This is a genomic window from uncultured Phycicoccus sp. (assembly GCF_947495705.1).
Classification (GTDB): domain Bacteria; phylum Actinomycetota; class Actinomycetes; order Actinomycetales; family Dermatophilaceae; genus Phycicoccus.
Genome location: NZ_CANLZR010000003.1, coordinates 110010 through 123243, shown reverse-complemented (window position 1 = coordinate 123243; position 13234 = coordinate 110010). Strand labels below are relative to the sequence as shown.

12 protein-coding genes are annotated in these 13234 nt (G+C 74.8%); 6 read left to right on the top strand and 6 right to left on the bottom strand.

All coding sequences use genetic code 11. The features are described from left to right. Positions 1-149: 149 nt before the first annotated feature. Positions 150-1940: an alpha/beta-hydrolase family protein gene (locus Q0963_RS05785; protein ID WP_299444001.1), complete on the top strand. Its 1791-nt coding sequence runs from the start codon at positions 150-152 to the stop codon at positions 1938-1940. Here the strand turns inward: Q0963_RS05785 and Q0963_RS05780 are convergent. From Q0963_RS05780 to Q0963_RS05765, 4 genes are read right to left on the bottom strand one after another with little or no spacing between them, the layout of a single operon-like run. After that, positions 1931-2341 (bottom strand): hypothetical protein, encoded by a 411-nt coding sequence (locus Q0963_RS05780; RefSeq protein ID WP_299443998.1) that lies wholly within the window; start codon positions 2339-2341, stop codon positions 1931-1933. The two genes, Q0963_RS05785 and Q0963_RS05780, sit on opposite strands and share 10 nt — an antisense overlap. Further along, positions 2338-3516 carry a molybdopterin-dependent oxidoreductase gene (locus Q0963_RS05775; protein ID WP_299443995.1) on the bottom strand — a complete coding sequence of 393 codons (1179 nt, stop codon included), beginning with the start codon at positions 3514-3516 and terminating at the stop codon, positions 2338-2340. The genes Q0963_RS05780 and Q0963_RS05775 overlap by 4 nt, the downstream gene beginning before the upstream one ends. Next, positions 3513-4223 carry a DUF2064 domain-containing protein gene (locus Q0963_RS05770; protein ID WP_299443992.1) on the bottom strand — a complete coding sequence of 237 codons (711 nt, stop codon included), beginning with the start codon at positions 4221-4223 and terminating at the stop codon, positions 3513-3515. Before Q0963_RS05770 ends, Q0963_RS05775 begins: the two co-directional genes overlap by 4 nt. 40 nt (positions 4224-4263) lie before the next feature. After that, the gene (locus tag Q0963_RS05765; protein WP_299443989.1) at positions 4264-4938 is read right to left on the bottom strand and encodes a glycosyltransferase family 2 protein; all 675 of its coding nucleotides are present in this window, start codon (positions 4936-4938) and stop codon (positions 4264-4266) included. A gap of 117 nt (positions 4939-5055) precedes the next feature. Between Q0963_RS05765 and Q0963_RS05760 the strand changes: the two genes are divergently transcribed. Then, positions 5056-6462, top strand: coding sequence for a hypothetical protein (locus tag Q0963_RS05760; protein WP_299443986.1), 1407 nt, complete (start codon positions 5056-5058; stop codon positions 6460-6462). 18 nt (positions 6463-6480) lie between these two features. On the opposite strand, the gene Q0963_RS05755 is transcribed toward Q0963_RS05760, so the two are convergent. Then, the gene (locus Q0963_RS05755; protein ID WP_299443983.1) at positions 6481-7533 is read right to left on the bottom strand and encodes an NAD(P)-dependent oxidoreductase; all 1053 of its coding nucleotides are present in this window, start codon (positions 7531-7533) and stop codon (positions 6481-6483) included. 97 nt (positions 7534-7630) lie between these two features. Beyond that, on the bottom strand, positions 7631-8749 hold the full coding sequence (gene hisC, locus Q0963_RS05750) for a histidinol-phosphate transaminase (protein WP_299443980.1): 1119 nt from the start codon (positions 8747-8749) through the stop codon (positions 7631-7633). An 81-nt stretch (positions 8750-8830) separates the two neighbouring features. On the opposite strand from hisC, the gene Q0963_RS05745 reads away from it, so the two are divergent. The 4 genes from Q0963_RS05745 (at position 8831) to galE (ending at position 13093) form a co-directional block, all read left to right on the top strand. Further along, positions 8831-9673, top strand: a complete 843-nt coding sequence (locus tag Q0963_RS05745; protein WP_299443977.1) for an aldo/keto reductase — start codon at positions 8831-8833, stop codon at positions 9671-9673. 73 nt (positions 9674-9746) lie between these two features. Then, complete coding sequence (locus tag Q0963_RS05740) at positions 9747-10130, top strand: phage holin family protein (RefSeq protein WP_367180032.1); 384 nt, start codon at positions 9747-9749, stop codon at positions 10128-10130. 115 nt (positions 10131-10245) lie between these two features. Beyond that, positions 10246-12039: a SulP family inorganic anion transporter gene (locus Q0963_RS05735; protein WP_299443971.1), complete on the top strand. Its 1794-nt coding sequence runs from the start codon at positions 10246-10248 to the stop codon at positions 12037-12039. A 34-nt stretch (positions 12040-12073) separates the two neighbouring features. Continuing rightward, positions 12074-13093: a UDP-glucose 4-epimerase GalE gene (gene galE, locus Q0963_RS05730; RefSeq protein WP_299443968.1), complete on the top strand. Its 1020-nt coding sequence runs from the start codon at positions 12074-12076 to the stop codon at positions 13091-13093. The last annotated feature ends 141 nt before the right edge of the window (positions 13094-13234 follow it).

Genomic DNA, 13234 nt, shown 5'->3' with positions numbered 1-13234 from the left:
GCGGCGGGGTCAACGGGAGCGCCGTCGAGCGCCGGCCCGTCGGCCGGCGGCTCGCGGCGGTCCGGCCGGAAACGGCCCGGGCGGCCACGGGCCCGGCGCCCCTGGTCGTACCCTGCTGACCAGGGCCGACCGCCGGCCCGGAGGCATGGATGACGACACCGACGACACGCTCCCTCGTGGACCAGGAGCGGCCCCGCGCGGCCGGCTCGTCCGCGCGCACCGCCACGCTGCGTCACGCGAGCGCGGCCGCTCGGCTGCTGCGGCGGCTCGAGCCGCCGCTCGGGCGCCCGACCCGGGTCGCCGAGGCGCGGTTCTCGGGCGCCGGTCTCACCGTCGGCGGGGTGTTCGTCGCGGCGTCGCTGCTGCCGTCCCTGCTCCCCCGGCTCGCCGCCGTCCAAGGCGTCATCTCCGGGGTCAGCCTCGTCGTGGGCTACGGGATCGGCACCGCGGCGGCAGCGACGTTCGCCTACCTCGGCGTGCCGCGGCCCCGCGGCCGGTTCCACGCCGTCCTCGTCAGCGGGTCCGTCGCCCTGTGTGTCCTCGTGCTGGTGCTCGCCGCGTGGAAGCAGGTGGGCTGGCAGAACGACATCCGACACCTCTACGGCATGCCGCCGATCGGCCCCGGCGGGTGGCCGCTCGTGGCCGCCGTCACGGTCCTCGTGTCGGCCGTTCTCCTCATCGTGTCCCGCAGCATCCGGGTCGGCTTCCGGGCCGTTCGCCGTCGCCTCGGCCGGCGCATGCCGCGCCGGCTCGCGACCGTCGTCGGGGCCGCCGCCCTGCTCGTCGCGTCGTGGGCGCTCTTCAGCGGCGTCCTCGTCACGGGCTTCTTCGCCGGGGCGAACGCGCTCTTCGCCCCGTCCGACACCGTCGTCCCGGCGGGGGCCGAGCCCCCGACGTCCCCGGTCAGGTCCGGGGGCCCGGGGTCGGCGGTCGCCTGGACGGACCTCGGCGCCGAGGGCCGCGGCTTCGTGTCCGGGGGGCCGGACGTCCAGGACATCAACGACGCCACCGGGGGCGGTGCCCGGCTGCCGGTACGGGTCTACGTCGGCCTGCGCAGCGCCGACACCGCCGAGGCCCGCGCCGACCTCGTCCTGTCCGAGCTGCAACGGACCGGGGCCTTCGACCGCAAGGTGCTCGTGCTCGCGACGACCACCGGGACGGGCTACCTCGACCGCAACGGCACCGACCCGCTCGAGTTCCTGTGGAACGGCGACACGGCGATCGCGGGGGTCCAGTACTCCTACCTCCCGAGCTGGATCTCGCTCCTCGCCGACCAGGAGGCCGCGAGCGAGACGTCCCGCACGGTGTTCGCGGCCGTGCACCGGTACTGGTCGACCCTGCCCGAGTCGTCCCGCCCGCGGCTGTACCTGTACGGGCTCTCGCTCGGGTCGTACGGGGTCGAGAGCATCCTCGGCTCGATCGACCTCATCAACGAGCCGATCGACGGCGCGCTCCTCGTCGGGCCCCCCTTCGTCAACCCGGTGCACGCCGGGCTCGTCGCCGACCGGGACCCCGGCAGCCCGGCGTCCCTGCCCGCCCACGGGGACGGGCGGACGGTGCGGTTCATGTCCGAGCGCGACGGCCCGGACCCGGCCGCGGGGCGCTGGGGGCCGACCCGCATCGTGTACCTGCAGCACGCCTCGGACCCCGTCGTCTTCTTCGACAGCGACCTGGCGTTCGCCCCACCCGAGTGGCTCAGCGACGGCCAGCGCGGCCCGGACGTGTCGCCGCGGATGGGGTGGTTCCCGCTCGTGTCGATGGTCCAGGTGCTGCTCGACCTGCCGAGCGCGGGCAGCGTGCCGATGGGGTACGGGCACCTGTACTCCGGGCCCGCGAACGAGCGGGCCTGGGTCGCCATCACCGACCCGCCGGGCTGGGACGACGCCGCCCTCCAGCGGCTCGCGACGACCCTCGCGGGTCGCCCCCACCCCTACGGCTGAGCCGACGGGCGCGGGCGCCGCCGTAGCGCGAGCGCCGCGGTGACGACGAGCGCCAGGGCGACGACGGCCAGGTAGCCGGCCCAGTACGGGCGGTCCAGCAGCGTCGGGTTGTCGACCCGCGCCCCGAACCGGCCGAGGACGGGGACCGCCACGAGCGTGAGCGGTCCGAGCACGACGAGCAGCCCGACGAGCACGGGCCGCAGCCAGCCGGGGACGCGCGCCGCGGCGAGCGCGCCGACCACCACGACCAGGGGGGCGATGACGGCGTCGTGCCCGACGATCCCGCCGACGGCCCAGACGGCGACCGCGAGCACCTGCGGCCCCAGCCCGGCGAGGAGCAGCAGCCCCCAGGCGAGGGCCGCGGCACCGGCCCCGCCGAGGGCGATGCGAGCCGCCTTCACGCCCCCACCACCTCGACCTCGCGGAGCCACTTCGTCTGGAGCACCCCGGGGCGGGCGGGCGCGATGAGCCGGCACGGGTAGCCGTGGTCGGGGTGCAGCGGCTCCCCGGCCAGGGTGAGCGCCAGCAGCGAGTCCTCGTGGGCCACCCAGCGGGCCGGCACCGTGCTCGCGCGGTAGGCGCCGCGCGACTGGAGCGAGCGGACGACGACGTCGGCCTCGGCCGTGGCCCCGACGAGGGCCACGACGTCCCGCAGGGGAACCCCACCCCAGGTACCGCTGGCGCTCCAGCCCTCGACGCAGGCGATCGGCAGGACCGCCTCGTGCTGTGGCATGGCGCGCAGGTCGTCCAGGCTCAGCTCGACGGTGCGGTCCGGGCCGACGACCCGGAGCCGCCAGGCAGGGTCCTCGAGGACACCGGCGACCCCGGCGGCCACGGCGCTGCGGTTGACCGGGACCCCTTGCGGCCCGTCCCCGGACCTGACGGCGAGGACCGCGAGGCGGCGCAGCCCGGGCACCTCCGCCGCGGTCGTGGCCACGACGGCCACGACCGCCGAGAGCCCGGTGAGCCGCAGGAGGGTGCGGCGTGACGGGGCCCCCGGCGCGGCCGGTGCCCGGTCGAGGGGGGCACCGAGCGCCGCCCGGACCGCCGGCAGCTTGACCGCGACGTGGAGCAGGATCGAGCCGACCGCCACCCAGGCGAGGGCGAAGTGGGCCTGGCGGAACCCGAACGACCACGGGTACCACTGGGCGCTGTTGGCGAGCCCGGTGACGAGCTGGAAGACCGCAGCACCCACGAGCAGCGCGATCGAGCCCTTCTCGAGGAGGTGCAGGACGAGGCGGCGCGGCTGACGAGGCGGCCGCTCGAACAGCCGGGGGAAGACCGACCACAGCTTGACCAGCAGCAGCGGCACGGCGGCCGTCCCGGCTGCGACGTGCACGCCCTGGGTCACCTGGTAGAGCCGAGCCGGGCCGGTGGGCAACGGGATCCGGGCCACCGGGTCCTGGAGCAGGTGGCTGTACAGACCGGTGAGGAAGCACACCCCGAACGCGACGCCCAGCCAGGTCCCGGCCCGGGCCGCGGTGCCGGGGCCGCGCAGGTCGCTGCGGAAGTCCTCGGGCCGCGGGATCCTCGCGTCGATCCGGGCCGCGACGCCGGTGAGGCGACGCTCGGTCATCCGGGACTCTCGTCGCGGTCGACCGGCACGGCCTGGCTGCCCGCACGGCCCGCGTGCTCGCGCCACAGGCGGGCGAACCGGCTGTGCGGGGCCGCCGCGGCGACCTCGTCGGCGTCCCCGACCTCGTCGACGTCCCGCAGCAGCGGGCCGAGGACGGGCGGGTGGCCGGCGGCCTCGAGCGCGGACGCGGTGAGCCGCCCGGTGTCGGCCCGGCTCAGCGGCACGCCGGCCAGCACGGTCGCCTGTGCGGGCTGGGTGGTGACGAGAACCCACCAGCCGCCGTCGACCGCGGGCCCGAGGACGGGGCGCTCGTGGTCGTGGGCGAGCTCGGCGAGGCCGCGCAGGAGGGCGGCGTGGACCTGGGGAGTGTCCATGCCGATCTGGACGACGGGACCCCCGGCGAGCCGGTGGGCCTGCCGGTGGCCGTCGACGATCCGGTCGGCGAACCTCGGCGCCGTCTGCGGGATGACGAGCCAGTCGGCGGCGGCGGCCCGCAGCCCGGCCTCGCAGGCGGCCCCGTGCAGGTCGCCGGCGAGGGCCAGGACGCGGCGTCCCGGCGGGTAGGCGGCGGCTCCGGCCTCCAGGGTGTCCAGCAGCGAGGCCGCGGCGAGCTCGGCAGCGAGGTCGTCGCCGAGGTCGGCGGCGAGGCGTGTCTTGGCCCGGCCGGCGACCGGCGCCTTGGCCAGAACGAGGACGCTGCCCCTCATCGGGCCGCTCCGGCGTCGGACCGGGCGGGTCGTCGGGTCGTCACCGGAGCCCCTCGGTGGCCAGGACCTTCGCGAAGTCGCGCCCGGCGCGCACCGTGCCGCGGACCGAGCCGGACACCTTCGAGCGCGTGCCGGCGGCCCGGGGGTGGTAGCTGATGTCGTGCTCGGTGAGGACCCAGCCGGCCCGCTGCGCCCGGACGAGCAGCTCGAGGGGGTAACCGGAGCGCCGGTCCCGGACCCCGAGGGCGAGCAGGTCCTCACGCCGGCAGACCCGCATCGGGGCGATGTCACGCAGCGGGAGCCCGGTGCGATGCCGCAGCCACGCGAGCACGACGGCGTTGCCGGCGCGGGCGTGCCAGGGCCACACCCCGGGGGCCGCGGGGCGGCGCCGACCGCACGCCATCGCGGCCCGGCCCGTGCGCACCGCGTCGAGGAGGGGCGCGATCTCGCGCGGGTCCATCGAGCCGTCGCCGTCGAGGATGCCGACGTACTCGGCCGTCGCCGCGAGGACCCCGGCGTGGACGGCCGCGCCGTAGCCCGGGGTCGACTCGTGGACGACGGTCGCTCCGAGCCGTCGGGCGACCTCGGCCGTGCCGTCAGTGGACCCGTTGTCGACGACGACGACGTGCAGGCCGGCCGGGACGTTCGCCAGGACGCCGGGCAGCGCGGCGGCTTCGTCCCGGCACGGCAGGACGAGGTCGCAGGTCGACGTCACCTCAGCGACCCTAGGCGCTGCGCCGGTCACCGGCACCGGGCGACCGCCTTACGGGATCGTGACGGCACCCGGCGCTGTGGGTCACCGGAGCCCCTGGCCGACAGGCATCCTGGGGGCATGACCGGCTCCCCGACGACCACCCGCGCCGGGAGCCCGACGGCGTCGGTGGCGGCCGGTCGCCGCGCCCGGTGGGGTCTGGGGCTGGGGCTTGTCGTCGTCGCGGCGTCGATGCTCGTGCCCCCGCTCGTCGGGGTCGACGTCGGAGCCGGGAGCGCGGCACCGCTGCTCGGGGACTGGGCGCTGCGTGCCGGCCCGACGAGCGTCATCGCCGTGGCGCTCGTCGCGGCGAGCGCGTGGCCGGGCCTGCGCGGCCGCGTGCAACGGATGGCCTGGGGGCGGCTGCTCGTCTCGTCCTGGCTGGTGGCGGTCGTGTGGATGGCCTCGCTGGCGCTCGTCGACGGGCCTGCCGGCCTGGGCCTGATCCTCGACGACCCGGCCGAGTACCTCCAGGCCGCCCGCCAAATCGACGACGTCGGCGAGCTGCTGCGCACCTACATCAGCCGCATCCCCCTCGACAGCGCGGGAAACTGGCCGGTTCACCTCGCCGGCCACCCGCCCGGGGCGGTGCTCATGTTCGTCGGGCTCGACCGGCTCGGGCTCGGTGCCTGGCCGGCCGTCGGTTCCGTCGTCGTCGCCGTCGCCGCCACCGTGCCGGCCGCGGTGGCCGTGACCCTCGACCGGCTGGGCGCCCGCGACGCCGCGCGCACGGTGCTCCCCGTCCTCGTCCTCGGGCCGTCGGCGGTCCTCATGGCGGTCTCGGCCGACGCCGTGTTCGCCGCGACGGCCGCCTGGGGGATGGCCGCCCTCGCCGCTGCGGGAGCGGCCACCGGGCGCGCCCGCCGGACCGGGCTGGCCCTCGTGTCCGGCCTGCTCCTCGGGTGGTGCCTCATGGAGTCGTACGGGCTCGGGCTCGTCGCGCTGCTGGCCCTCGCGGTGCTCGTGGCGACGCGCGGCGGCCGGCGCGACCGCGTCGTCGTCGGTGCCGTCTCGGCAGCCACGGCGCTCGCGGTGGTCCTGGCCTTCGCCCCCCTGGGGTACGCCTGGTGGGAGGCCTACCCCGTTCTGCACGAACGGTACTGGGCGGGCTTCGCGAACCGGCGTCCCGCGTGGTTCTGGGTGTTCGGCAACCTCGGGGCCCTCGTCCTGATGGCGGGCCTCCTGCTGCCGGCGGCGCTCGGGGCCGCCTCGGTGCCCGTCGCACGGCTGCGGTCCGCGGCGGGTAGGGCGGCGGCCGCTGGCTGGGAGCGCGCGGTCGCCCCGCTCGTCCTGGCCGGTGTCGCCATGGTCGCCGTCGCCGACCTGTCGATGATGAGCAAGGCCGAGGTGGAGCGGATCTGGCTGCCGTTCGTGCCGTGGCTGCTGCTCGCCACGCTGTGGCTGCCGCCGCGCTGGCAGCGCTGGGGCCTCGTGGGCCAGGGCGTCCTCGCGGTCACGCTCCAGCACCTCGTGCACACGGTGTGGTGAGGCGGCCGCGCGGGCGGGTCAGGCCCGCAGCGGCGCCGTGGCGAACCGGGCGAGGCCGTCCTCGGGCGTCACCTGCGCCGTGAACCCGATCTCGTCGCGGGCCCGCGCGGGCGAGGCGACGACGTGCCGGACGTCGCCGATCCGGTACTGGCCGGTGATCCGCGGCTCGACGTCGCGCCCGGAGCCCGCGGCGACATGACGGGCGACGTCGGCGATGGCGATCGGGTGGCCGGACGCGACGTTGTAGGCACGGTGGGTGGCGGGCTCGAGACCGACGACGGCTCGCACCGCGGCGAGGTTGGCGCGGGCGACGTCGTCGACGTGCACGAAGTCGCGCATCTGGGTGCCGTCCTCGAACACCGTGGGCGGCTCGCCCCGCTCGAGCGAGGACCGGAACATCGCCGCCACCCCGGAGTACGGGGTGTCTCGCGGCATGCCCGGGCCGTAGACGTTGTGGTAGCGCAGCGAGACCGCCGCCCCGGGCGCCTGCCGGACCCAGGCGCCGGCGTACCCCTCCTGCGCGACCTTGCTCACGGCGTAGCTGCTGCGCGGGTCCAGTGCGGCGTCCTCACCGACGAGCGCCCAGTCCAGCGGCCCGCCGCACACCGGGCACGGGGTGTCGAAGGTGCCCGCGTCGAGGGCCTCGCGGGTCCGGGGCCCCGGCGACTGTGTGTCGTGCTCCGGGCAGGTGTAGCGCCCCTCGCCGTAGACGACCATCGAGGACGCCTGGACGAACCGGTCGACGTTGGCGGCGTGCATCGCCGCCAGCACGGCTGCCGTGCCGAGGTCGTTGTGGCCCGCGTACAGCGGCAGGTCGGCCGCGGTGACGCCCGCGCCGACCATCGCGGCGAGGTGGACGACGACGTCGACGCCCTGGAACAGGTCACCCCAGGCGGAGGCCTCGCGCACGTCCAGGACGTGGAGTCCGGCGGGCGGGTCGTCGCGGGTGGCGACGCCGTGCGCCTCGGGCACCAGCAGGTCGACGGCGACGACGTCGTGGCCGTCGGTGACCAGCCCACGCCAGGTGGCGGTGCCGATGAACCCGGCCGCGCCGGTGAGGAGGATGCGCACCTCGACAGTGTGCCCTGCGGCCGGTTCCCCCCGAACGTGTGTGAACTCGCCGGGGATCCCCGGCGTGTTCACACACGTTCGGTCAGCGCCCGGCAGGTCAGCCGCGGCGGGCGGCGAGGAAGCGGCCGGCGACCTCGACGAGCCGGTCGTTGGCGGGCGGCTCGGCGATCGTCGCGCGCACCCCGTCGGTGAGATAGGGACGCACGGTGAGCCCCTCGTCCTCGCACGCGGCGGCGAAGGCGGCGGTGTCGTCGCCGAGGTCGAACCACACGAAGTTGGCCTGCTGCTCGGGAATGTCCCAGCCCTGGTCGCGCAGGGCAGCGACGACCCGCTCGCGCTCGGCCACCAGCTCCTTGACCCGCACGTCCAGCTCGTCGGCGGCGTCGAGCGAGGCGACGGCCGCCGCCTGGGCGAGCGAGTTGACCCCGAACGGCAGCGCGGACTTGCGCAGCGCCTCGGCCACCGGCTCGTGGGCGACGGCGTACCCGACCCGCAGCCCGGCGAGGCCGTACGCCTTCGAGAACGTCCGCAGCACGACGACGTTGGGTCGGGCCGCGTGGACGGCCATCGCGTCGGGGGCGTCCGGGGCGTCGACGAACTCGAGGTAGGCCTCGTCGATGACGACGAGCACGTCCGCCGGCACCCGGTCGAGGAAGGCGTCGAGCTCGTCGGCGCCGACGGTCGTGCCGGTCGGGTTGTTCGGGGTGCAGACGAGGACGAGCCGGGTGCGGTCGGTGACCGCGTCGGCCATCGCGTCGAGGTCGTGCCGGGCGCCGGGCGCGAGCGGCACCATGACGGGGCGGGCGCCGGCGAGGGTCGTGAGGATCGGGTAGGCCTCGAACGAGCGCCACGCGAAGACGACCTCGTCGCCGTCGTCACAGGTCGCCCGGATCAGCTGGTCGAGGACACCGACCGAGCCGGGGCCGGTGGAGATCCGTGCGGCGGGGACCCCCAGGCGGTCGGCGAGCGCCCGGGTGAGCGCGGTGACGGCCATGTCGGGGTAGCGGTTCATGGCCGTGGCGGCGTCCCGGACGACCTCGAGCACCGACGGCAGCGGCGGGAACGGGTTCTCGTTGCTGCTGATCTTGTACGCGGTGAGCCCGTCGCGGACGGCGGCCGGGCGGCCAGGGGCGTAGACAGGCAGGGCGGCGAGGGCCGCGCGCAGATGCACCGGGGTGGGGGGCTGCGTGGCCTCGGCGGGGACGTCGTCGGTCATGGCGACCACTGTAGGACCGGCCCGCGGTCGGCCCGTCGGCCGTCGCGCACCCACCGCTCCGGCGCGCGTAGCGTGGCCGCCATGACGCCCGACACCGCCGCGCACCGGCTGAACGACGGCACCGCCGTCCCGCTCGTCGGCTTCGGCACCTATCCCCTGGCCGGGCCCGAGGGGGTCGAGGCCATCGTCGGGGCGCTGCACGCGGGGTACCGCTACCTCGACACGGCGGTCAACTACGAGAACGAGTCCGAGGTCGGCGAGGCGCTGCGCCGCAGCGGTGTCGACCGCGCCGACGTCCGCCTCGCGACGAAGATCCCGGGTCGCTTCCACGCACACGACCTCGCCCTGCGGTCCCTGCGTGACTCGGCGCGCCGGCTCGGGGTCGAGCAGATCGACGTCGGCCTCATCCACTGGCCCAACCCCAGCCAGGACCTCTACCCGCAGGCCTGGGCGGCCCTCGTCGAGGCGCAGCGCGAGGGGCTCGTGCGCACGGTCGGGGTCAGCAACTTCACCGAGGCCCACCTCACCCGGGTCATCGCGGAGACCGGGGTGACGCCGGCACTCAACCAGATCGAGCTCCAGCCGCTCTTCCCCCAGGAGCAGATGCGGGCCGTCCACGCGCGCCTCGGCATCCTCACCCAGGCGTGGAGCCCGCTCGGCAAGCGGCAGGCCCCGTTCGACGAGGCGCCGGTCACGGCCGCTGCCGAGGCGCACGGCGTGACGCCCGGGCAGGTGATCCTCCGCTGGCACGTGCAGCTCGGGTCGATGCCGCTGCCGAAGTCGTCGAGCCCCCAGCGGCAGGCGAGCAACCTCGACGTCGAGGGCTTCACGCTCGGCGCCGACGAGGTCGCGGCGATCACGGCCCTGGGCCGCGCCGACGGACGCCTCTTCGGCGGGGACCCCGACACCCACGAGGAGATGTGACCGGCGCCGGGTCTCGGCCGCCGGCGCCCGGGTCCGTCATCGAGCGGGCCCCGCGTGCCAGACTGACGCCGTGATGAACTTCCTGATCCGGGTCGGCATCAACGCCGTCGCCCTGTGGGTGGCCGCGCTCGTCGTGCCCGGAGTCGACCTCGCCGAGGACCAGTCCGACTGGCCCGCCAAGACCCTGACGATCGTTCTCGTCGCGCTGCTCTTCGGCCTCATCAACGCGGTCATCAAGCCGATCGCGAAGTTCTTCTCCTTCCCCTTCATCGTCCTGACGCTCGGGCTCTTCACGTTCATCGTCAACGCGTTCATGCTGCAGCTCACCGAGTGGATCAGCGACGCGATCGGGCTGGCGTTCACCATCGACGAGTTCTTCTGGGACGCGGTGCTCGCCGCGATCGTCATCACCCTCGTCTCGTGGGTCCTCAGCGTCGTCCTGCCCGACGACGACTGACCGCAGGGACGCGCGCAGGGCCTCGGAGTCCACGGCCGTCGTCGCGGCCGGTCCGCACCGGCGCCGCGGTCGAATACCCTACGGGGCATCCTGACCACGACGTCCTGGAGCCCGCGTGAGCACACCGACGGTCCGCCCCACCCTGCGGGAGCGTGCCCTGCCGATGCTGCGGTGGTGGCCGATGGTCACCCCGCGCACGGTGCGAGCCGACGCCATCGCCGCGGTCACCGGGGCGCTCATCGTGCTGCCGCAGGCCGTGGCCTTCGCGACGATCGCCGGCCTGCCGCCCGAGTACGGCCTCTACGCCGCCATGGTCCCGGCCGTGGTGGCGGCCCTCTTCGGCTCGAGCTGGCACCTGGTCTCGGGCCCGACGACCGCGATCTCGATCGTCGTGTTCGCCTCGATCAGCCCGCTCGCCGAGCCCGGGACCCCCGAGTTCATCGGGCTCGTCCTCACCCTGACGCTGCTCGCCGGCCTCATCCAGCTGGCGATGGGGCTGGCCCGGCTCGGGACGCTGGTCAACTTCATCTCGCACACGGTGATCCTGGGCTTCACGGCGGGCGCGGCCCTGCTCATCGCGGGCAGCCAGGTGAAGAACTTCTTCGGGCTCGACATCCCCCGTGGGGCCCGCATCGACGAGATCGTCCTCCACCTCGGGACCAACGTCATGGCCATCGAGCCGTGGGTCCTGACGGTCAGCCTGGTGACCCTGGTCGTCGGCATCGTCGCCAAGCGGGTCGCGCCGAGGCTCCCGTACATGATCATCGCCATGGTGGCCGGCGGGCTCGCCACCGTGCTCATCGGCCAGCGGGTGCCGGCCGAGGAGAGCGGCATCCGCACCGTCGGGGCCCTCTCGGCCTCCCTGCCCCCGTTCTCGCTGCCCGACCTGTCCCCGGGCGCCATCCAGGCCACGATCTTCCCCGCCACGATCGTCGCGCTGCTCGCGCTCACCGAAGCGGTGGCCATCGCGCGGTCCGTGGGGCTGAAGTCGGGCCAGCGGATCGACAGCAACCAGGAGTTCATCGGCCAGGGCCTGTCCAACATCGCGGGCAGCTTCTTCTCGTCCTACACCGCGAGCGGCTCCTTCAACCGCACCGGTGTCAACTACGCGGCCGGCGCCAAGACCCCTCTCGCCGCCGTGTTCTCGGCCGTCTTCCTCCTGCTCATCCTGTTCTTCGTCGCGCCGCTCGCGGCGTACCTGCCGGTGCCCTCGATGGCCGCGATCCTCTTCATCGTCGCGTGGGGCCTGATCGACGTGCACCACATCGTCCCGATCCTGCGGCGGCACCCGCGGGAGCGGGTCGTCCTCGTCGTCACCTTCGTCGGGACGCTCGTCGACCTCGAGAAGGGCATCTTCGTCGGCGTCCTGGTCTCTCTGGTCCTCTACCTGTACCGCACCTCGCGGCCCTCGATCCGCGAGCTCGCCCCGGAGCCCGCCGCGCTGGACGACACCCGCCGCAAGTTCGTCCCCGTGGGCCCGGAGTCTCCGACCTGCCCGCAGCTGACGACGCTGCGGGTCGAGGGCTCGCTCTTCTTCGGCGCGGTCGAGGCCGTCACCGACGGCTTCCGCGCGGTCGACGAGGCCGACCCCGCCAAGCGGCACCTCATGGTGACCGCCCGGCCGATCGGGTTCAGCGACCGCGCCGGCTGCGAGATGCTGGGCCAGGAGGCGGAGCGGCGGCGTGCCATGGGGGGCGGGCTGTACCTCGTCGGGGTGCAGCCGGACCTCGCGATGATGCTGCGCCGCAGCGAGCAGGACGAGGTCATCGGCGCCGAGAACATCTTCGCCCGCAAGGGGGAGGCGCTGGCCGCCATCTACCCGCGCCTCGACAGCGACATCTGCCGCGACTGCACCGTGCGGCTATTCCGCGAGTGCCACGAGTCGCTCCCGGACGGCACGCCGCGCTGACGCACCACCCGCCCGAACCCATACGGTGTGACCCATGCGCGTCCTCGTCTCCGGCGGTGCCGGTTACATCGGCTCCCACACCGTCGTCCAGCTCGTGGCGGCCGGGCACGACGTCGTCGTCGTCGACTCGTTCGCCAACGCCAAGCCCACCGTCGTCGGGCGGATCGAGGCTCTGACGGGGCAGCCGCTGGACGTCCGGTCCTTCGACCTCACCGACCACGACAAGACCGAGCACCTCTTCGCGCACGAGCCGTTCGACGCGGTCATCCACTTCGCGGGGCTCAAGGCCGTCGGTGAGAGCGTCGAGAAGCCGCTGGAGTACTACGAGAACAACCTCGGCTCCACGTTCTCGCTCGTCCGGGCGATGCGCCGGCACGGCGTCCGCACCCTGGTCTTCTCGTCCTCGGCCACGGTCTACGGCGCCGAGGCCCCCGTGCCCATGCACGAGGACCTGCCGACGTCGGCGACGAACCCGTACGGCTGGACCAAGGTCATGCAGGAGCAGGTGCTGCGCGACGTGGCGCTGGCCGACCCGACGTGGCGGGTGGCGCTGCTGCGGTACTTCAACCCGGTCGGTGCGCACGCGTCGGGGACGATCGGAGAGGACCCCTCGGACATCCCGAACAACCTCATGCCGTTCATCGCGCAGGTCGCGGTCGGGCGCCGCGACAAGCTGCTCGTCTTCGGCGACGACTACCCCACCGTCGACGGGACCGGGGTGCGTGACTACATCCACGTCGAGGACCTCGCCGCCGGTCACATCGCCGCGCTGCTCCGGCTCCGGGAGACGGACGCCGCCGTGTCGACGTGGAACCTCGGGACCGGGCACGGCACGTCGGTGCTCGAGCTGCTGCAGGCGTTCGAGCGGGCCTGCGGGCACACCCTGCCGTACGAGGTCGTCGCGCGCCGGCCCGGCGACATCGCGGCGTCCTACGCCGACCCGTCGCGGGCCGAGGCCGAGCTGGGGTGGCGGGCCACCCGCACCGTCGACGACATGTGCGTCGACACGTGGCGCTGGCAGTCGAAGAACCCGCACGGCTACCCCGACGCCTGATCCCCGCGGGCCCGCGCGAGGGCTCGAGACACGACCTCGTCAGCGCTGCACGACCTCGCAGGCCCTGCCGCGCTGACCTTCCGGGGTGACCCCGGAATGTGGGGGTCGCGGTCGTCTACGACACGTTGTAGTTTGTACTAC

What these genes read in the sequence shown, in the direction of transcription:
- Q0963_RS05785 (WP_299444001.1), top strand. Translation starts at nt 150, where the DNA reads ATGACGACACCGACGACACGCTCCCTCGTGGACCAGGAGCGGCCCCGC.
- Q0963_RS05775 (WP_299443995.1), bottom strand. Translation starts at nt 3,516, where the DNA reads ATGACCGAGCGTCGCCTCACCGGCGTCGCGGCCCGGATCGACGCGAGG.
- Q0963_RS05770 (WP_299443992.1), bottom strand. Translation starts at nt 4,223, where the DNA reads ATGAGGGGCAGCGTCCTCGTTCTGGCCAAGGCGCCGGTCGCCGGCCGG.
- Q0963_RS05760 (WP_299443986.1), top strand. Translation starts at nt 5,056, where the DNA reads ATGACCGGCTCCCCGACGACCACCCGCGCCGGGAGCCCGACGGCGTCG.
- hisC (WP_299443980.1), bottom strand. Translation starts at nt 8,749, where the DNA reads ATGACCGACGACGTCCCCGCCGAGGCCACGCAGCCCCCCACCCCGGTG.
- Q0963_RS05745 (WP_299443977.1), top strand. Translation starts at nt 8,831, where the DNA reads ATGACGCCCGACACCGCCGCGCACCGGCTGAACGACGGCACCGCCGTC.
- Q0963_RS05740 (WP_367180032.1), top strand. Translation starts at nt 9,747, where the DNA reads ATGAACTTCCTGATCCGGGTCGGCATCAACGCCGTCGCCCTGTGGGTG.
- galE (WP_299443968.1), top strand. Translation starts at nt 12,074, where the DNA reads ATGCGCGTCCTCGTCTCCGGCGGTGCCGGTTACATCGGCTCCCACACC.